Here is an 18076-nt window from a genome sequence, read left to right as displayed (position 1 = left end):
CGCCCCGGCCGGGACGACGGCGCCCGCCAGCGCCCCGGCCACCAGGCCCAGCGAGAGCAGCCAGGCGAGTCGTCGCGCGCGCACCGGTGTGCCTCCTCTCGTCCCACCGCGACCGGCCGCAGGCGCCGGCCCGACCGGTGTGCCGGGGCCGGCGCGTCGCTGGCGGCTGCCTTCGGAGGCGGAGGCGGGGGGCGGGCGGAAGGGAGCGCGCCGCGACAGGTCTATGCTACCGAGAGGCAGGCTGGGTGGCCAGAGGGGAGGGGCGTCCGTTCGCGGAGGCGGGGCTCGGGTCGGTCGGGGCACCCCCCGTGGTTGCCCGATGCCCGTCGTTGCCCCGTACGAGGGCAGGCACGGGGGCCTGCCCCTACGGGTGGTTGCTTGGGCGGGGCGCCCCCATGTGGTCGCCCGGTGATTGCCCGATGGCCGGGAGCGGCCCGGCGAGGGGCGAGCACGGAGGCCTGTCCCGACGGACTGTCGCCTGATCGGGCCGAGCCGTAGAAGTGAGGGTCGCCGGATCACGTTACGGGTAAGCCGTGACCGGCGCTGCGCACTTCGATCCGATCAGCAGGCGGTCGATCAGGAAGGTTCTTCGGAGGCGGCTACCCGCGAGGAGTCGGGCGCTCCCGGTGCCAAGCCGCTCGCCGCGACAGACTCCCGCTGCTCACGCCGCAGCGCCTCGACCTCCTCCCGCACATTCTCTACCTGTCGCCGAAGCGACAGCAAGTAGCCACCCATGATCAGCCAGGTGACGAAGAATGCCGCGAAGAGATACACCAGGTTGTCCTGCATCTCGATGATCCTCCCGCTCGGTCAAACGCCGTGCTGGAGCCGCACTTCCGCGAGCTCGTCCTTCATCCGCTCTACGCGGTACTTCTCGATCAGCAGGAAGACATACAGGGCCATGAAGGCCACCAGGGCAACGATCAGCGTATAGAGCATCGTATCAGGCATCGCCGGCCCCTCGGCGCGCACCACGATCGGCTCCGGGTGGAGCGTCCGCCACCAGCGCACGGACATGTGGATGATCGGCACATCGACGAACCCGACGATCCCGAGCACCGCGGCGTAGCGCGCGCCGCGTTCCGGGTCGCTGACGTAGGCACGCAGCATGAAGTAGGCCAAATAGATGAACCAGAGGATCAACGTGGTCGTCAAGCGCGCGTCCCAGGTCCACCAGGTGCCCCATATCGGGCGGCCCCAGATCGAGCCCGTCAACAGTACGATGGTCGTGAACACGAAACCGAGCTCGGCCGCTGAGCGGGCCAAACGATCCCAGCGCGGGTGGCGCCGGGCGAGGTAGGCGATACTACTGACGAAGATGATGAAGAACGAGAGGTATGCCAGCCATGCCGCCGGCAGATGGATGTAGAAGATCCGCTGCGCGGCTCCCTGCACCCGGTCGCTCGGCGCGTACAGGAAGATCATCCCGACCGAGATCGCGACCAGGACGACCGAGAGCCAGCCGAGGGCACGGCTCCATGTTTCGGCTGACCGTCGAGTGGCGACGCTGGCCATGTACCGCTACTCCTTCCCGCTCCGTCGATGAGCGATGCTATTCCTCCACGGCATGCCCGAAGACGACATACGAGATCCCGAGAAACAGCACGTCGAATCCCAGCAGCAGGCTGATCCAGGGTCCCACCTCGGCCTGGCGATCGGTCAGCAGCAGCGTGGTGGCGCGCACCGCGCTGATAACGATCGGGAGCGAGAGGGGGAAGAGCAACACCGGGAGCATCACCTCGCGCGCCCGCGTCGTGGCCGCCATCACCGAGAACAGCGTGCCCAGCGTGCCGAACCCCACCGTGCCCAGGCAGACGACGAGCAAGACCATCGGGTGCAGCACCGGCAGGGAGAAGAGCGCGGCGAAGACGGCCAGCGCCAGGGCCTCGACGATCCCGATGAACAGCAGCGCGCTCGCCAGCTTGCCGAGGAAGATCGTACCGCGGTCAACCGGGCTCAGCAGCACGCCTTCCCAGGCTCCCTGCTGGCGGTCGATCGCCGCTGCGCGCCCCATCCCGAGCAGGCCGGCGAAGATGATCGCGACCCAGAGCGCGCCCGAGCCGCTGGCGGCTCGATCCGCGCCGGTCAGGTCGAAGGCGAAGTTGAAGGTAACCAGCGTCAGCAAGGCGAAGACGGCCATCCCGGTAACCTGCTCGCGCGCCCGCAGCTCCAGCAAGAGATCTTTCCTAACGATGGCGTAGATCTGCCGCGCGGCGGTCACGCTCGCCTCCGGAGCTGTCGTTCGAGCTCGTCGACCAGATCCCCGCTGGCCGGTCGCTCCCAGAGCAGCCGCCCGCGGTCGAGGAACAGCACGCGTGAGGCCACCTGGCAGCCGAACTCGACGGCGTGGGTCGTCAACACGACCGCGCCACCGAGTCTCACCTGCTCGCCGATGATGCTGGCGAGTCGATCGCGTCCTTCGCGGTCCAGACCGGTATCCGGCTCATCGAGAAGAAGTACCCGCGGCCGGTGCAGGATCGCTCGGGCAATCGCGAGCCGTTGCTGCAGGCCACGCGAGAGCGCGCGGACACGCTCCTCCGTCCGGTCGCCGAGCCCGAGCAGGTCGAGCACCTGCCGGATCCGGTCTCCCGCGTCGCGCAGCCCGTACAGCCGCGCGTAGAAGTCCAGGTTCTCCCAGACGGTCAGGTCGTCGTACAGATACGTCTGGTGCCCGACGACACCGACGAGCCGTCGCATCTCGCTCGCCTGAGCGGGCATCTCGAGGCCGCAGCAGCGTACCCGCCCGGCTGTGGGGCGCGCCAGTGTCGAAAGCACCCGGAGGAGCGTCGACTTTCCGGCCCCGTTCGGCCCGAAGATACCGACGCACTCGCTAGGGTCGACTCGCAGCGAGACGTCGTGCAGCGCCAGGCGATTTCCGTACCGCTTGGTCAAGCCAGTGGCCTCGACCGCTGGGGCAGCCAGGGCGGCGGCCGTGGGACCTGGGGGAGTCTCTGTCCGGGCTACATCGGGACCGGCTACGGCCATCATGAGGATGTGCTCACCGATCCTGGGAGCGGGCGAACTTCCCGCGCCAGCTCGCGCAGGTGAGCGATCTCGTGCTCCACCTCCAGGTCGAGCTGTTCCTCGAGCGCTTCGAGCTGGCTCAAGACGACCGCCGCTTCGCGGAGAAAAACGAGCCGCGCCATCTGGTAGTCTTCTTCGCTGAGCTTCCCGGTCTCGCGATCGATCTGGAGATCGCGCAACGCCTGTAGCAGCGCATCGCGCTGTGCCAGCAAATCGAGGAACACAGCGGGGATTCCGCTGGTATCTCGCCGGCGCCTGGCAGCAAGCAGCGGCTGGAGCACCAGGGCGAAAACGATGACTGCGAGAAGTGCGAGGACGAGATAGCTTGCGATCATGGTCGCTCCGTCACTCCGCCTCCGAGAGCAGCCGCTCTTCGAGCCTGCGCAGATCCTCGGTGTCGAGGTCGGAATCCTGACGTTGGGCTGCGGCAGCTCGTCGCGACAGATAGGCATAGAGCACGGCCGCGCCGAAGACGAGCCCGACGACTGGCCCCCACCAGAGCGCCCAGGTGAACCCCTGCTTCGGCGGCTCCCTCAAGATCCCGATCCCGTAGCGCTCGACGAAGTAGGCCTTGATCTGGTCCGGAGATTCGCCAGCATCGAGCTTCTGCTGGATCACTTGCCGCATCTGCCGGGCGAGCTGCGAGTTCGAATCCCGGACGCTCTGCCCCTCGCACACCGGGCAGTTCAGCTCGTTGGCGATCGCCAGCGCCTCAGGCGAGAGCGGCTCTTCCGCCCAGACCGGGAGCGGTATCGACACGGCGAATAGCACGGCGAGCGCGAGGACCAGAACCGCGATGCCTCTGCCTCGCGCAGCCGGTCGCGCCCAGACGGCGTGTCGGCTAGGCCCCCGTCGATCGAGGACCGGCATACGCTGGCCTGGCGCGGTCGGCCACAGCTCACGCCTCACTCGGAACCACCCCCCGGACGAGCCTGCCGGCGCGCTGGCGGGCCAGAGCCGGCTGCGGCCAGAACAACGTCAGTGTAGCGAGAATGTAGACAGCCCCGCCGATCCAGATCCAGATGACCAGCGGGTTGATGTAGACGCGCAGGCTCGCGGTGCCGTCATCCTCCCACCGGTCCAGCACCACGTAGACATCGTCCAGGCCGATCGTGGCGATGCCCATGCGCGCGGTGGGCTGATCTTCGTAGTTCCGATAGAAGTACCGGTAGCTCTCGACCGAGTCTCGGAGCACACCGCCGCGGTAGATGTCGACCTTCGCCGCGACCACCTCGGCATCGGCGGTCTGCCGATCGTCGAGCCCACGATAGACGATCGTGTAGGGCCCGATCGTTCCGGTCTCTCCAGGTCGGACCAGGAACTGTCGTTCAACCTGGAAGAAGTTCGAGGCAATCACCCCGATGGCCATGACGAGCACCGCGAGGTGCACCAGGTAGCCGCCGTACCGGCGGTTGTTCCGGCGCAGGAGCTGGCCGAGGGCCGCCAGGTAGCTCTCCCGGTTCGCGCGACGCCGTGCCCGAGCGGCCCGGAGATACTCTAGAAGCGTGACCAGCGTGGTGAAGGCCACCGCGGCGAACGCGGCCGCGGCCAGCGGCCTCCCGAGCCAGACGAGCAGCCCGCTGGCGGTCACTAGCCCGGCGAGCAGGGGCCAGCGCAGGTTTCGCAGCAAGAGGCGAGGATCGGTGCGGCGCCACGCCAGCATCGGCCCGACCCCCATCAGCACCAGGAGGACGAGCAGCAGCGGGCCGTTCACCTGGTTGTAGAACGGCGGGCCGACCGTCAGCTTGGTGCTCCAGAACAGCTCGCTGAACAGCGGGAAGACGGTGCCCCAGAAGGTCGCGAAGGCCAGCGCGGCGAAGAGCAGGTTGTTGAGCAGGAACCCCGACTCGCGCGAGGTCATCGACTCGATGACCCGGTCGCTCTGCAGCGCCGGCAGCCGGTAGATCAGCAGGCCGATGCCAACGACGGCCACCGCTGCCAGGTAGAGCAGGAACCACGGGCCGACCTTGGACACTGCGAAGGCGTGAACCGAGGACAGGAGCCCGCTGCGCACCACGAACGTCCCGAAGACGGAGAGGATAAACGAGGCCAGGAGGAGCGAGAGGTTCCAGACCTTGAGCATGCCCCGGCGCTCTTGCACGATGACTGAATGGAGAAAGGCGGTCGAGGTCAGCCAGGGCAAGAGCGCCACGTTTTCGACCGGATCCCAGCCCCAGTACCCGCCCCAGCCGAGGACGTGGTAGGCCCACCACGCGCCGGCCAGCAGGCCGCAGCCGAGCACGCCCCAGGCCACCAGCGTCCAGCGGCGAATAGACCGCAGCCACTCAGCGCCTAGCCGGCCCGTGATCAGCGCGGCCATCGCGAAAGCGAAGGGCACGGTGAAGCTCGCGTAGCCGGCCAGCAGAAGTGGCGGGTGTACCATCATGCCAGGATCGCGCAGGAGCGGGTTCAGTCCCGCGCCGTCGATCGGCGTGACCGGCAACAGCTCGAACGGATTCGCGACGAAGGTGAGGATGAACAGGAGTAGCGCCATCACCGAGAGGATGGTCGCGGTCACGTACGGGATCAGCGCCCGGTCGCTCCGGCGATGGATGTAGAGCGCCAGCGACCCGAGGATGCCGACGATCATCACCCAGTACAGCAGGCTACCCTCCTGCCCGCCGTAGAAGGCCGCCAGCACGTAGTGGGTCGGCATGTCGCGGCTCGAACGGCCAGCAACGTACGCCAGCCGGAAGTCATGCGTGAGAAACGCGCTCACCAGAGCGATAACGGCGGTCGCGACGAGGAGCGTTACGCCCCAGGTGGCGCGTACCGCGCTGGTCACCAGTTCCGGGACATGGCGCCGCGCTCCGAGGAGGCTGGCCGCAAGCCCGTACACGGCGAGCATGAGCGCGATGATTAGAGCGCCCGAGCCCAGTTCTGACACTGGCTCTCTCCCTCGAGCTACTGCCCCGGTGTCGACTCGAAGCGAGAGGGGCACTGCGTCAACAAGGTGTCAGCGTGGATCGGCTGGCTCGAGCGAAACGTCCCTTCGACGATCACATGACGCCCATCGGCGAAGATGTCCGGCAACACGCCCTCGTAGACGACGGCGAGCCGGCTCGTGCCGTCGGTGATCTCGAAGTGGATCGGCTCGCCGGGGCCGCCCATCCTGATCGAGCCAGGCACCACGTCGCCTCCGACCCGTACTCGCTTGCCCTCGACCTCTGCGGCCCGCTGCTGGAGCTCGCTCACCGTGACGAAGTAGGAGGCAGCGGTACTCTGGAGCCCGGTGTACATCAGATAGCCGACCGCGCCGGCGATCGCCAGCGCTGCCACCAGAAGCCGCAAGTCGAACCAGCGCCGCCGGCTCTTCTCCACCGGCTGTGCCAAGGCTGTCCCGCTCAACTCGTCTCCCCTCTCATGCCGTGCACCTCAGCGGAAACCGGCGCCCGGATCAGGCGGATACAGCACTGAGAGCAGCACCCCGAGCACGTAGGCAACCGTGCCGAGGACCAGGATCGCCCAACCGGAGCCGAATGCCCAGCGGACCGAGCGAGCCGTGCCAGCGCGCCGCGGGCGAACCGACCAGGCGAGCCACAACGCCAGCCCACCGGCTACCACTTTCGTCGCCAGCAGCGCCACGTAGCTGAGCGTACCCTGCCCATCCGACAGCCGGTCGAACATGAGCGCCACGCCTGAGCCTACCAGCAACGCCGTCGCCGCCATCGACCACCGGCGGAACCCTTCCTGCGCTCGTTGGGCCACCTCCAGCGCCTGCGGTCCTGATCCCCGGCGCAACGGTCGCACCGCGAGCATGTAGTACAGCCCACCGCCCAGCCAGATCACCGCCGCGAGGGCGTGCACCACCCGCAGGACGATCCGCGCGATAGCCGCAACCTCCACCGTTCGCTCGCACCGCTCTCACCAACACCGTCCACTCAGCTCCTGTCGTGGCACCCCGCGAGGGTAGCCAGCGTTCGAGCACCGCAGGTACGCGCTGCCTGCTCGTCCGGCGGCGGGGCTCACGAGCCGCCCCCGAGCGCGCGGACGATCGACTCCAGATGGTCCACCGACTGGACCGGGCCGGTGTACTTGCCCAGCAGCCGGCCATCGGGCCCGACGACGTAGGTCTCCGGCACCCCGGACACCCCGTACTCGATGGAGACACGCCCGTCGACATCCAGGGCGTTGGGGTAGGTCAGGCCAAACTCTGCGAGAAAGGCACGCGCGTCGGGTTCCTTGTCCCAGACATCGATTCCGAGCAAGACGACGTCGCCTCCGGCATGACGCGCGGCGAACTGCTGGAGGATCGGCGCTTCCTCCCGGCACGGGGGACACCAGGACGCCCAGAAGTTGATGACCACCGTCTTGCCCCGGTACTGAGCGAGAGACATCGATTGGCCATCGAACGTCGCGAGCGTGAAGCCGGTGGCCGGCCGCGGCTCGAAGCGGATCAGCTTGCCAGCGGTATTGACCCGCCCGCCGACCCCCAGCTCGGAAGAGGCCCGCGGAGAGGCGACGGCATAGGTGAGAATCCCCAGGAGGGCCAGCACCGCGGCGCTCACGATGAGGGGGAGTATCCGGCTGCGCACGCCTGGCGTCGCCAGCGACTCCACGCTCGCTCCTCCCATCGCCGGCTCAGCCACGCGGCCTGTGCGTGGCTTTCCAAGTATTCATCACCAGGCCACGCCCGCAAAGTCAGGAAAATCACCACGCCGAGACGCGCCCTGCGCCCGGTCTTTAGCCCTCGTATGCGATGTCTGCTCCCAGGGCTCGGAACTTCCCCACGATGTCCTCGTAGCCCCGGCGCAGGTGGTGCGCGTCGACGATGCGCGTCTCTCCCTCCGCAACCAGCCCCGCGAGCACGAGGCAGGCACCGCTGCGGATGTCCAGGGCCCGAACTTCAGCGCCGCGCAGCCGCGAAGGGCCGTCGATGAGGGCCTCCTGCTTGCCCACGACGGTGATCTGGGCGCCCATCTTCCGGAGTTCGTCCGCATAGCGCAAGCGATCGCTGAACACGCGCTCGAAGATGCGGCTGCGGCCGTGCGCCTGCGTCATCAGCACGGCGAAGGCCGCCTGGAGATCGGTCGGGAAGCCGGGGAACGGTAGCGCCTGGATCTCGGTCGCGACCAGCCGCTCCGGCCCGCGCACCAGCATCGAGTGCTCGCTCCACCATACCTCGGCGCCCGCCTCGCGCAGCTTGTACGTGAGCGGAAGCATATCTGGCTCGGAGACGTGATCGAGCACGACCTCCCCACGAGTGATCGCCGCGCCGATGGCGAGCGTCCCCGCCTCGAGGCGATCCGGGAGGATCGAGGCCCGGTAGCCGCGCAGCCGATCGACCCCTTGCACCCGGATCTTCGGTGTCCCCACGCCGGAGATGCGCGCTCCCATATCGGACAGGATCGCGCCGAGATTGACGATTTCGGGCTCCGCCGCAGCGTTGACGATGGTCGTAGAACCCTGGGCCAGGGTCGCCGCCATCAAGACGTTGTAGGTACCGGTGTTGCTCGGATAGTCCATGTAGATCTCAGCCCCGCGCAGGCGGCTAGCTCGCATATCGTAGCCGTCGTCTCGCTCCTCGATGGTCGCTCCCATCTTGCGGAACCCGCGCAGGTCGACATCGACGGGCCGCGTCCCGAGCTGGCACCCCCCAGGCGGAGAAGAGCGCGCGCGCCCGAAGCGCGCGAGCAGCGGCCCGGTCACGAGGAAGGACGCGCGCATCCGCGCGACCAGGTGCTCGGGGGCCTCGAATTCGCGGATGCCGGCAGCGCAGATGCGGACGCGGTGGTTCTGCTGGTCGAACTCCACGTCGGCCCCCAGCCACCGGAGGAGCTCGACCATGACTAGGACGTCCTCGAGCACCGGCACGTTCTCGAGGATGCACTCTTCCTCGGTGAGGAGCGCGGCCGCCATCGCCGGCAACGCCGCGTTCTTGGCGCCGTCGATGGAGACTCGCCCGACGAGCCGGTTGCCTCCCCGGACGACGATCGTCTGGGCTGCGGTCGTCACGACCACGGCTCGCTCCTCTCTCAGCCGGCGGAGCTCAGCCAGGCCAGCCTACCCCTGGCCTTCGATCGGCCCGGAGGCGCCGGAACCCATACCCTGCCGTGCCCGGCGCTTGCGCGCCACCTGGAGCCGGATCAGCGACCGGCGGAAGGCCGCCTCGGCCCGGGCCCGGTCGATCTCGGCTGTCCGCTGCTGCAGGCGTGCCTGTGCCCGCTGGCGCGCCTCCTCCGCGCGCGCGAGGTCGATCTCCTCGGCCCGCTCGGCCGTGTCGGCCAGCACGCGCACCACGTTATTGGCGACTTCGATGAAGCCACCGAACACCGCCAGCGACTGCTCGTCGTTGCCTTTGCGGATGCGCATCTCGCCCATCGACAGCAGCGAGATCAGCGGCGCATGCCGGGGCAGGATGCCGAGCGCCCCCTCAGCACCGGGCGCAATGACCATATCGACGTCGTCGGCCTCGTAGACGACGCGCTCGCCGGTGATGACTTCCACTTTCAACTTTGCCATGCAGTCTACTCCGGACCGGCGTCAAGCCTGCCGGGCCATCTCCTCGGCGCGCTCGACCGCCTCGTCGATCGTCCCCACCATGTAGAACGCCTGCTCGGGCAGCGAGTCGTGCTTGCCCTCCAGGATCTCCTTGAAGCCGCGCACTGTCTCGTGCCGCGGGACATACCGCCCCGGACGCCCGGTAAACGCCTCGGCTACGAACATCGGCTGGGAGAGGAAGCGCTGGATCTTGCGGGCTCGCGCCACCGTCAGCTTGTCTTCTTCGCTCAGCTCCTCGACGCCGAGGATGGCGATGATGTCTTGCAGGTCACGGTAGCGCTGGAGCACGCGCTGCACCTCCCGAGCCACCTCGTAGTGCTCCTGGCCGACGATGTTCGGGTCGAGGATGCGCGAGGTCGAAGCCAGCGGGTCGACCGCCGGATAGAGCCCCTGCTCCGCGATCGAGCGCTCCAGCGCGATGGTGGCGTCGAGGTGCGCGAACGTGGTTGCCGGAGCCGGATCGGTGTAGTCGTCGGCGGGGACGTAGATGGCCTGCACCGAGGTGATCGAGCCCCGCTTGGTCGAGGTGATGCGCTCCTGAAGCTGGCCCATGTCAGTGCCCAGCGTCGGCTGGTAACCCACCGCGCTCGGCATGCGGCCCAGGAGCACCGACACCTCGGAGCCGGCCTGCACGAAGCGGAAGATGTTATCGATGAAGAGAAGGACGTCGCGGCCCTCGTCACGGAAGTACTCGGCCATGGTCAGGCCGGTCAGCCCGACGCGGAGCCGGGCTCCGGGCGGCTCGTTCATCTGCCCGAAGACCAGCACCGTTTTGTCGATGACGCCCGACTCGTGCATCTCGCCCCAGAGCTGGGTGCCCTCGCGCGTCCGCTCACCGACGCCGCAGAAGACCGAGTAGCCACCGTGCTCGGCCGCGATGTTGCGGATCAGCTCCATGATGATGACGGTCTTGCCCACGCCAGCGCCGCCGAATACGCCGGTCTTCCCACCCTTGGTGAAGGGCGCGACCAGGTCGATCACCTTCAACCCGGTCTCGAAGACCTCGACCTGGGTGGATTGCTCCTCGAAGGACGGGGCTGGCCGGTGGATCGGGTAGCGCTCGGCGTCTTCGGGCACCGGGCCCTGCTCGTCGATCGGCTGTCCGACGACGTTGAAGATGCGACCCAGCGTCGGTGGCCCCACCGGCACCTTGATCGGCTCGCCGGTGTCGATGACCGGCATGCCTCGCCGCAAGCCGTCCGTCGTCGACATGGCGACGGCGCGCACCCAATCGTTGCCCAGGTGCTGCTGCACCTCGAGGACCAGAGGCTCCTGGCCCTCCCGCTCGACGATCAGGGCGTTGTAGATCTCCGGGAGCTGATCGGGCGGGAACTCCACGTCGACCACGACGCCCTGAATCTGGACGATCTTCCCGGTTGCGACTGCGACTGTCATTGGCTCGCTGCCTCTCCGAACGGTCACGAATCCTTCGACGTTCCGCGAACTCAGGCCTGGACCGAACCCAGCGCGTTCGCACCCGCGGCGATCTCGCTGACCTCGCGCGTAATCTGCGCCTGGCGCGCCTTGTTGTAGGTCAGGGTAAGCTCATCGACCAGGTCGAGCGCGTTCTGCGTCGCGTTGCGCATCGCCACCATGCGGGCGCTGTGCTCGCTCGCCACCGCCTCCAGCAGGGCCCGGTAGAGCTGCACCTCGATGAACCGCGGGAGCAGCGCCTGAAGCACTGCAGCGGGGCTAGGCTCGAAGATGTAGTCGGCGATCTCCCCAACTTCCTCGGGAGGCTCGATCGGCAGGAGCTGGAGTACCCGCGGCTCCTGGCGCAACGTGTTGATGAAGTGCATATAGATGACGAAGACCGCGTCGACCTTCCCGTTGATGAAGTCTGTGGTGGCAATCTCCGCGATCGGCCGGATCGCCTCGATCGTCGGGTTGTCGGAGAGCCTCGTGAACTCGGCCACCATCGGCCAGCCGTACCGCACGAGCCAGTCACGACCCTTGCGCCCGACCGCCACGATGTCGAAGTTCTCCAGCGGCTCTGGGCGCTCGTGCGTCATGAACTCGACGGCCCGGCGGATCAGGTTGGTGTTGAGCGCGCCGGCCAACCCGCGATCGGAGGTGATCAGGATGACCTGCACGCGCCGGATCGGCCGCTTGGCCAGCAGGGGAAAGGTACGGATCTCCTCGGCCGGGCTGGTCATCGCCGCCAGGTCGCCGATCATCAGCCGGATACGTTCGGCATACGGCCGGGCCGAGACGACCTGCTGCTGGGCGCGCCGCATCTTCGATGCGGCGACCATCTCCATGGCCCGGGTAATCTGGGCCGTGTTGCGAATGCTGCGAATGCGCCGCCGGATTTCACGGGGCGTTACCGCTTGCGGCACCGTTCAACTCCCCTTATCCGCACGCCTACACCAGCACCCGCTCTGCCGGCGGAGTCCAGATCGCTCGCTTGAACTCCTGCACGATCGAGCGCATCTGCTCCACCAGATCGTCCTTCAGCTCGCGCTCCTCGGCGATCCGGCGCAGAACCTCCGGGTGGCTGGTCCGCAGGTAGTCGAGATACTGGCGCTCGAACTCGCGCACGTGCTCCACCAGGACATCGTCGAGGTAGCCGTTGGTCGCCACCCAGATAATCGCCACCTGCTCCTCGACCGGCATCGGCTGGTACTGGGGCTGCTTGAGCACCTCGGTCAGCCGGAGGCCGCGGTCGATCTGTCGCTTCGTGGCCGGGTCGAGGTCAGATCCGAACTGGGCAAACGCGGCCAGTGCCCGGAACTGGGCCAGCTCCAGGCGCAGCCGACCAGCCACCTGGCGCATGGCGCGAATCTGGGCCGCGCCTCCCACTCGCGAGACGGACAGGCCGACGTTGATGGCGGGCCGGATACCGGCGTAGAAGAGATCCGGCTCCAGATAGATCTGGCCGTCGGTGATCGAGATCACGTTGGTCGGAATGTACGCCGAGACGTCATTGGCCTGGGTCTCGACGATCGGCAGCGCGGTCAGGCTGCCGCCCCCGAGGTCATTGTGAAGCCGCGCCGCCCGCTCGAGCAAGCGGGAGTGCAGGTAGAAGATATCGCCTGGGTACGCCTCGCGGCCGGGCGGGCGCCGCATCAACAGGGAAACCTGCCGATACGCCCACGCGTGCTTGCTCAAGTCGTCGTACACGATCAGCGCGTCCCCGCCGCTCTCCATGATCTCTTCACCCATCGCGCAGCCGGCATAGGGTGCAATGTACTGGAGCGGCGCCGGGTCGGACGCTGTCGCCGCGACCACGATGGTGTGATCCATGGCACCCTCGCGCTCGAGCACAGCCACCGTCTGCGCCACCTGGGCTCGCTTCTGCCCGATGGCGACGTAGATGCAGATGACGCCGGTGCCCTTCTGGTTGATGATGGTGTCGAGCGCGATCGCCGTCTTTCCCGTCTGGCGGTCACCGATGATCAGCTCGCGCTGCCCCCGGCCGATCGGGATCATGCTGTCGATCGCCTTCAGGCCGGTCTGTAGCGCGGTATCGACGTTCTGGCGCTTCACCACGCCGGGCGCGATCCGCTCGATCGGCCGGAACTTGTCGGCCTGGATCGGCCCCTTGCCGTCGATCGGTTCGCCCAGCGCGTTGACGACACGCCCGATGAGGGCCGGGCCGACGGGCACCGAGGCGATGCGGCCCGTCGCTCGCACCTCGTCGCCCTCCTCGATGCCGGTATAGTCACCCATGATGATGACGCCGACCGAGTCTTCGAGGAGGTTGAAGGCGATCCCCATCACGCCGTTCTCGAACTCGACCAGCTCGCTCGACATGACATCGCGGAGACCGTGCACAGTCGCGATCCCATCGCCGACCTGGACGACGTGGCCGACGTTGGTGACGACCATGCGCGTTCCGTACTGCTCGATCTGCTGCTTGAGGATTTCGGTTATCTCGGTCGGTCGGACGGACATGGCTCCTCCTGATCGTTGCCCGATGCCTCGCTGACCATCCCGCTCACGCCGCCGCCGTGCCGGTAAGCTGGCGGCGCAGCGCCTGGAGCTGAGTCCGGACGCTGGCGTCGATCACCTCATCGCCGATTCGAATGATAATCCCTCCGATCACGTCCGGGTCCACTCGCACGCTGAGCTGCACCTCGCGTCCCAGAGCCTGCCGCAGGCGCTGCTGGAGCCGCTCAATCTCCTCGGGTGCCAGCTCGACGGCCGTGATCGCCTCCGCCCGCACCACGCCCCGCTCCTGCAGGACGAACTCGTGGAACGCTTCGACGACATCCGGCAACTGGTGCAGGCGCCCCCGCTCCAGCAACAGTGTGATCAGGTTGCGAATGTACCGCTGCTCGCCCTCCGCGGGAAACAGCTCGCTCAGGACCTGGGCCTTCGCTTCGAAGGGAATCGCTGGATTGTCGAAGAACTCCAGGAGCGTGTCTTCCTGCAGCGCAGACCGGAAGGCCTGGAGATCGCGCTCCCAGTGCTCGAGCGCATTGTGTGCCTTGGCGATCTCGAACGCGGCCTGGGCATAGCGCTTGGCAACGCCCGCGACAGCCATCGCTGCCTCACCCTCCACTGGCTACTGCGCCTTCGGCAAGCGGCCGTTCCCGACCTCGGCCAGCGTCTCTTCGATCAGAGCCAGATGGCGCTTCCGGTCGAGTTCCTGCCGGATGATCTTGGTCGCGGCCGTGATCGCGAGATCGGCGACATCGCGGCGCAGCTCGTCCCAGGCCCGCTGCCGCTCTGTCTCGATCGCCTCACGGGCCTGAGCGATGATCTGTTCCGCCTGCTCCTGTGCCTGCTCGCGGGCGCGCGCTAGGAACTGGTCGGCACTTTCCCGCGCGCTGGCCAAGATCCTCTGCGCCTCGCGCCGGGCTTCGGCGATGATCTCCTCGTTGCGTGCCTGCGTCTCTGCCAGCTCACGCTTCATCCGGTCGGCGGCCTCGATCCCCTCCCGGATGCGCTCCTGGCGCTGGTCGATCATCCTGGTGATCGGGCCGAGCGCCAGCTTCCAGAAGATCACGATAAAGACGATGAACGCGATGAGCTGGATAAGAAGGTTCGTCCAGGTGACTCCCAGCGCGCCCATGGCTGCTCCCTTACTGCCGTCTGCGCCTTACAGTTGCTGTACTGTATCGAGCCGGCACCCGCCCGGCCAGTCCCACCCGAGCTGGTCCGGAGCGGCACCGTTACCACATAGCATAACCCGACCCAGCAGATTCGGCAGCGCCCACGGGCATCCGGGGCGCTGCCGGGCCGGGTCTCGCACGCTCTCCAGAGCCGTGGCAAGCGAGAGAGCGCCAGGCGCTCTCCTACAAGACGAACGCGATGATCAGCGCCACCACGAAGGCGTAAATCGCGACCGCCTCGGCCAGAGCGGCACCGATGATCATCGTCAGCCGGACAGCGCCCTCCGCCTCCGGATTGCGTCCGATTGCGTCCATCGCGCCTCGGACCGCCAGCCCGATACCGATACCCGGCCCCAGCGCGCCCAGGCCGATGGCCAGCGCAGCCGCCAGGGGAACGACCACCGCCGGATTCGTGACATTGGAGAACACGCCCTTTACCTCCCTTCGCTGGGCACTCCGCTCGCTTCGGCCCAGCCCTCTACCGACCGAACCCGATGCCCTCCCGGGCAACCGTCCACACGCCAAGGAACGACCACTAGTCGCCCGATGCCTTCGCCCTTGCAGGCGCCTGCGCGAGGTCATGCTGCTCGCCGTGTCCCGCATGGCTGTCCGCGGCCGCGAGCGTGATGTAGATCAGCGTGAGCAGCGCGAAAACCAGAGCCTGGATGAAGCCGAAGAGCACTTCCAGGTACAGAAATACGACCGGGATGAGCAATCCCACCACCGAGAACTTGATGGCGTTGGCGATCCCGTACATCACCGTGAGCAGGGCCTCGCCGGCGAAGATGTTGCCGAAGAGTCGGAACGACAGCGAGACGATGCGCGAGAATTCGCTGATCACCTCGATGGGGAAGAGGAACGGCGGGTTCGCCATGTGCTTGAGGCGTCCCCACACGCCGTGCGCCCGGATACCGAGGAACTGGAACGTCACATAGCTGAGCAGGGCCATCGCCAGGGTCATGTTCAGGTCAGCGCTCGGCGAGCGGAACAGCGGCACCAGGACGCGATGCGCCTCGGACGCGCTCTCCCCGCTGGCTCCCGCGGCAGCCGCCAGCTTCGCGCTCTCTGCCGCTTCCTCGTGCCAGATCCCGATGGTGCCCACTCCCGGCAGCAGGCCGGAGTAGTTCGACACGATGATGAAGATGAACAACCCGCCGATCAGGGGGAAGATGCTGCGGCCGAACCGCTTGCCGGCGGTGCTCTCGACCAGGTTGAGGATGAACTCGACGACGATCTCGAACACTGACTGGATACGACCGGGAACGAGCGTGGCCGAGCGCGCGATCAAGGCGCCAGCGATGACCAGAAACGCCATGACGAGCAGCATGGTGATGAACGAGTTCGTGATATTGAGAGCGATCCCTGTACCAGGGATCTCCAGGTGCCACAACGTCTCCGGAGCGACTTCGATGTGAAGCTCCACGGGCTCTCCTACTCGCTACACGCTCCTCGCGACCGGTCAGCGGGCCTCACGATCCTCCCGGGACGCTGGCCGGCGCCGTCTCAGGAGACCCTTCTCCGGCTGGTTGATGACCGCCAGCTCGTAGAGCAGATACCCAGCCGAGGCCAAGCCCAGCACCACGCCGATCAGCGTCAGCACCGGCTCGGTACCGAGCCACTGGTCGAGCAGTACACCCCCACCAATACACAGGATGAGACTGGTCACGACCGAACATCCGAGACCTGTTGCGGCCCCGACGGTCTGCCAGTCCCGCCGCGTGCCGAGTGGGCGCTTGCCCGACCCACTCACGATTGCGCATCCTATCACAAACTGAAAGACCGCGCAACGCGTTGCCCAGAGCCGTACCTAGTCGCGGGCGGGTTCGGCTACGGCCAGCGCGGTCAGCGGCAGTGGTCGCTGGTCTCCCTCTCGCAGCACGTCCTTCGCGACGCCGATGAACCCGTGGAACAGCGGGTGCGGCCGGTTGGGGCGGGATTTGAACTCAGGATGAAACTGCACACCGATGAACCAGGGGTGGTCGCGCAGCTCCATAATCTCCACCAAGCGGCCGTCCGGGGACTGGCCACTGACGACGAAGCCGGCGGCCTCGAACCGCTCGCGGTAGGCGTTGTTCACCTCCCAGCGGTGGCGGTGTCGCTCGTAGACGAGTGGAGTACCGTACGCCTCCGCTGCCCTGGTTCCCGGCACCAGGGCACACGGGTAGCGGCCGAGCCGCATCGTGCCACCCATGTCGACGCCGCGCTGGTCGGGCATCAGGTCGATCACCGGGTGCGGGCTCTCTGGATCGATCTCGGTGCTGTTGGCACCGGACAGCCCCAGCACGTTGCGGGCGAACTCGATGACGGCCATATGCAGCCCGTAGCAGAGCCCGAGGTACGGGATCTCGCGCTCGCGAGCGTAGTTAGCCGCCAAGATCTTCCCTTCGACGCCACGCGGCCCGAACCCGCCCGGTACGACGATGCCGGACACCTGCCGCAAAGCCTCCTCGAGCTCCCGCCGCGATGCCGTCGCCGAGTTGACCCAGACGATCTCGACCTGCACCCCATGGGCCAGGCCAGCATGGGCGAGCGCCTCGCTGACGCTCAGGTAGGCATCGTGCAGCTCGACGTACTTGCCGACCAGCGCGATCCGCACCCGGCGGCGCGGCTCCTTCAGCCGCGCGACCAGGCATCGCCACTCTTCGAGGTCAGGCTCAGTCTCGGGCCACTTGAACTGTTCCATGATGTAGCGGCCCAGGCCTGCCTCCTCGAGCACCAGTGGCACCTCGTAGATCGTCTCTGCCGTGGGCAGCAGGATGACGGCATCTTCGTCGACGTCGCCGAACAGCGCCACCTTGGCCCGCACGTCGTCCCCCACCGGATAATCCGTGCGACAGATGATCACGTCGGGCTGGATGCCGATCGCGCGGAGCTCCTTGACACTGTGCTGGGTGGGCTTGGTCTTCACCTCGCCGGTGCTTCGGATATAGGGGAGGAGCGTCACGTGGATGTAGAGGACGTTCCGCCGACCCTCCTCCCGGCGCATCTGCCGGATCGCCTCCAGGAACGGCTGGCCCTCGATGTCGCCGACGGTGCCACCGACCTCCACGACAACGACGTCCGGCTGGTGTTGTTGTGCCACCAGCCGGATGCGCTCCTTGATCTCGTTGGTGATATGCGGGATGACCTGGACAGTGCCCCCCAGGTAGTCTCCCCGGCGTTCTTTCGCAATGACGGCCGAATAGACCTGCCCGGTGGTCACGTTGGAGGCGCGGCTCAGGTTCTCATCGGTGAAGCGCTCGTAGTGCCCGAGGTCGAGGTCGGTCTCGGCCCCGTCTTCGGTCACGAAGACCTCGCCGTGCTGGTAGGGCGACATGGTGCCCGGATCGACGTTGAGATACGGATCCAGCTTCATCAGGGCGACCCGTAGCCCGCGGCTCTTCAGCAGCCGGCCGATGGCAGCGGTCGCGATCCCCTTCCCCACGGACGACACCACGCCACCGGTGACGAAGATGTACTTGGGCATGACCCGCACCTCCCGGTCGACCCCC

Annotated in this window: 21 protein-coding genes; all 21 read right to left on the bottom strand. The window is 67.3% G+C overall.

Annotated features, from left to right (window positions below; all coding sequences use genetic code 11):
- Positions 1-576: 576 nt before the first annotated feature.
- Complete coding sequence (locus tag NET02_RS13640) at positions 577-789, bottom strand: CcmD family protein (RefSeq protein ID WP_284057978.1); 213 nt, start codon at positions 787-789, stop codon at positions 577-579.
- A gap of 21 nt (positions 790-810) precedes the next feature.
- Positions 811-1515, bottom strand: coding sequence for a heme ABC transporter permease CcmC (gene ccmC, locus NET02_RS13635; RefSeq protein ID WP_284057977.1), 705 nt, complete (start codon positions 1513-1515; stop codon positions 811-813).
- Between the two features lie 37 nt (positions 1516-1552).
- Entirely contained in the window at positions 1553-2221 is a 669-nt protein-coding gene (locus tag NET02_RS13630) for a heme exporter protein CcmB (RefSeq protein WP_284057976.1), read from the bottom strand.
- Positions 2218-2892, bottom strand: coding sequence for a heme ABC exporter ATP-binding protein CcmA (gene ccmA / locus NET02_RS13625; RefSeq protein WP_284057975.1), 675 nt, complete (start codon positions 2890-2892; stop codon positions 2218-2220). The genes NET02_RS13630 and ccmA overlap by 4 nt, the downstream gene beginning before the upstream one ends.
- A gap of 92 nt (positions 2893-2984) precedes the next feature.
- Positions 2985-3359, bottom strand: coding sequence for a hypothetical protein (locus NET02_RS13620; protein WP_284057974.1), 375 nt, complete (start codon positions 3357-3359; stop codon positions 2985-2987).
- Positions 3360-3369: 10 nt separating this feature from the next.
- Positions 3370-3783 carry a cytochrome c-type biogenesis protein gene (locus tag NET02_RS13615; RefSeq protein ID WP_430981083.1) on the bottom strand — a complete coding sequence of 138 codons (414 nt, stop codon included), beginning with the start codon at positions 3781-3783 and terminating at the stop codon, positions 3370-3372.
- A gap of 139 nt (positions 3784-3922) precedes the next feature.
- A complete protein-coding gene (locus NET02_RS13610) occupies positions 3923-5911 on the bottom strand; it encodes a heme lyase CcmF/NrfE family subunit (RefSeq protein ID WP_284057973.1) in 1989 nt (662 codons plus the stop codon).
- Positions 5912-5928: 17 nt separating this feature from the next.
- Positions 5929-6372 carry a cytochrome c maturation protein CcmE gene (locus NET02_RS13605; protein WP_284057972.1) on the bottom strand — a complete coding sequence of 148 codons (444 nt, stop codon included), beginning with the start codon at positions 6370-6372 and terminating at the stop codon, positions 5929-5931.
- Positions 6373-6399: 27 nt separating this feature from the next.
- Positions 6400-6870 carry a hypothetical protein gene (locus tag NET02_RS13600; RefSeq protein WP_284057971.1) on the bottom strand — a complete coding sequence of 157 codons (471 nt, stop codon included), beginning with the start codon at positions 6868-6870 and terminating at the stop codon, positions 6400-6402.
- Between the two features lie 119 nt (positions 6871-6989).
- Positions 6990-7583 (bottom strand): TlpA family protein disulfide reductase, encoded by a 594-nt coding sequence (locus tag NET02_RS13595; protein ID WP_284057970.1) that lies wholly within the window; start codon positions 7581-7583, stop codon positions 6990-6992.
- 124 nt (positions 7584-7707) lie between these two features.
- Positions 7708-8985 carry a UDP-N-acetylglucosamine 1-carboxyvinyltransferase gene (murA, locus tag NET02_RS13590; RefSeq protein ID WP_284057969.1) on the bottom strand — a complete coding sequence of 426 codons (1278 nt, stop codon included), beginning with the start codon at positions 8983-8985 and terminating at the stop codon, positions 7708-7710.
- Between the two features lie 42 nt (positions 8986-9027).
- On the bottom strand, positions 9028-9486 hold the full coding sequence (locus tag NET02_RS13585) for a F0F1 ATP synthase subunit epsilon (protein WP_284057968.1): 459 nt from the start codon (positions 9484-9486) through the stop codon (positions 9028-9030).
- A gap of 21 nt (positions 9487-9507) precedes the next feature.
- Complete coding sequence (atpD, locus tag NET02_RS13580) at positions 9508-10920, bottom strand: F0F1 ATP synthase subunit beta (protein ID WP_284057967.1); 1413 nt, start codon at positions 10918-10920, stop codon at positions 9508-9510.
- Between the two features lie 50 nt (positions 10921-10970).
- On the bottom strand, positions 10971-11864 hold the full coding sequence (locus tag NET02_RS13575) for a F0F1 ATP synthase subunit gamma (protein WP_284057966.1): 894 nt from the start codon (positions 11862-11864) through the stop codon (positions 10971-10973).
- A gap of 25 nt (positions 11865-11889) precedes the next feature.
- Complete coding sequence (gene atpA / locus NET02_RS13570) at positions 11890-13422, bottom strand: F0F1 ATP synthase subunit alpha (protein ID WP_284057965.1); 1533 nt, start codon at positions 13420-13422, stop codon at positions 11890-11892.
- A gap of 43 nt (positions 13423-13465) precedes the next feature.
- Positions 13466-14014 carry an ATP synthase F1 subunit delta gene (atpH, locus tag NET02_RS13565; protein WP_284057964.1) on the bottom strand — a complete coding sequence of 183 codons (549 nt, stop codon included), beginning with the start codon at positions 14012-14014 and terminating at the stop codon, positions 13466-13468.
- Positions 14015-14035: 21 nt separating this feature from the next.
- Entirely contained in the window at positions 14036-14545 is a 510-nt protein-coding gene (gene atpF / locus NET02_RS13560) for a F0F1 ATP synthase subunit B (protein WP_284057963.1), read from the bottom strand.
- 223 nt (positions 14546-14768) lie between these two features.
- Positions 14769-15014, bottom strand: a complete 246-nt coding sequence (gene atpE, locus NET02_RS13555; RefSeq protein ID WP_284057962.1) for an ATP synthase F0 subunit C — start codon at positions 15012-15014, stop codon at positions 14769-14771.
- Positions 15015-15120: 106 nt separating this feature from the next.
- Positions 15121-16008 (bottom strand): F0F1 ATP synthase subunit A, encoded by an 888-nt coding sequence (gene atpB / locus NET02_RS13550; RefSeq protein ID WP_284057961.1) that lies wholly within the window; start codon positions 16006-16008, stop codon positions 15121-15123.
- A 36-nt stretch (positions 16009-16044) separates the two neighbouring features.
- Complete coding sequence (locus NET02_RS13545; RefSeq protein ID WP_284057960.1) at positions 16045-16335, bottom strand: AtpZ/AtpI family protein; 291 nt, start codon at positions 16333-16335, stop codon at positions 16045-16047.
- 57 nt (positions 16336-16392) lie between these two features.
- Positions 16393-18051 carry a CTP synthase gene (gene pyrG / locus NET02_RS13540; RefSeq protein ID WP_284057959.1) on the bottom strand — a complete coding sequence of 553 codons (1659 nt, stop codon included), beginning with the start codon at positions 18049-18051 and terminating at the stop codon, positions 16393-16395.
- Positions 18052-18076 lie beyond the last annotated feature (25 nt).

This window comes from Thermalbibacter longus, from assembly GCF_023806485.1.
Classification (GTDB): domain Bacteria; phylum Chloroflexota; class Chloroflexia; order Thermomicrobiales; family Thermomicrobiaceae; genus Thermalbibacter; species Thermalbibacter longus.
The sequence above is the reverse complement of the archived record's forward strand: the minus strand, read 5'-3'. Positions and strand labels throughout refer to the sequence as shown.

Excerpts from the sequence above, each read along its gene's own strand:
- NET02_RS13585 (WP_284057968.1), bottom strand. The coding sequence starts at position 9,486 with ATGGCAAAGTTGAAAGTGGAAGTCATCACCGGCGAGCGCGTCGTCTAC.
- NET02_RS13640 (WP_284057978.1), bottom strand. The coding sequence starts at position 789 with ATGCAGGACAACCTGGTGTATCTCTTCGCGGCATTCTTCGTCACCTGG.
- NET02_RS13620 (WP_284057974.1), bottom strand. The coding sequence starts at position 3,359 with ATGATCGCAAGCTATCTCGTCCTCGCACTTCTCGCAGTCATCGTTTTC.
- ccmC (WP_284057977.1), bottom strand. The coding sequence starts at position 1,515 with ATGGCCAGCGTCGCCACTCGACGGTCAGCCGAAACATGGAGCCGTGCC.
- atpA (WP_284057965.1), bottom strand. The coding sequence starts at position 13,422 with ATGTCCGTCCGACCGACCGAGATAACCGAAATCCTCAAGCAGCAGATC.
- atpF (WP_284057963.1), bottom strand. The coding sequence starts at position 14,545 with ATGGGCGCGCTGGGAGTCACCTGGACGAACCTTCTTATCCAGCTCATC.
- atpD (WP_284057967.1), bottom strand. The coding sequence starts at position 10,920 with ATGACAGTCGCAGTCGCAACCGGGAAGATCGTCCAGATTCAGGGCGTC.
- atpH (WP_284057964.1), bottom strand. The coding sequence starts at position 14,014 with ATGGCTGTCGCGGGCGTTGCCAAGCGCTATGCCCAGGCCGCGTTCGAG.
- pyrG (WP_284057959.1), bottom strand. The coding sequence starts at position 18,051 with ATGCCCAAGTACATCTTCGTCACCGGTGGCGTGGTGTCGTCCGTGGGG.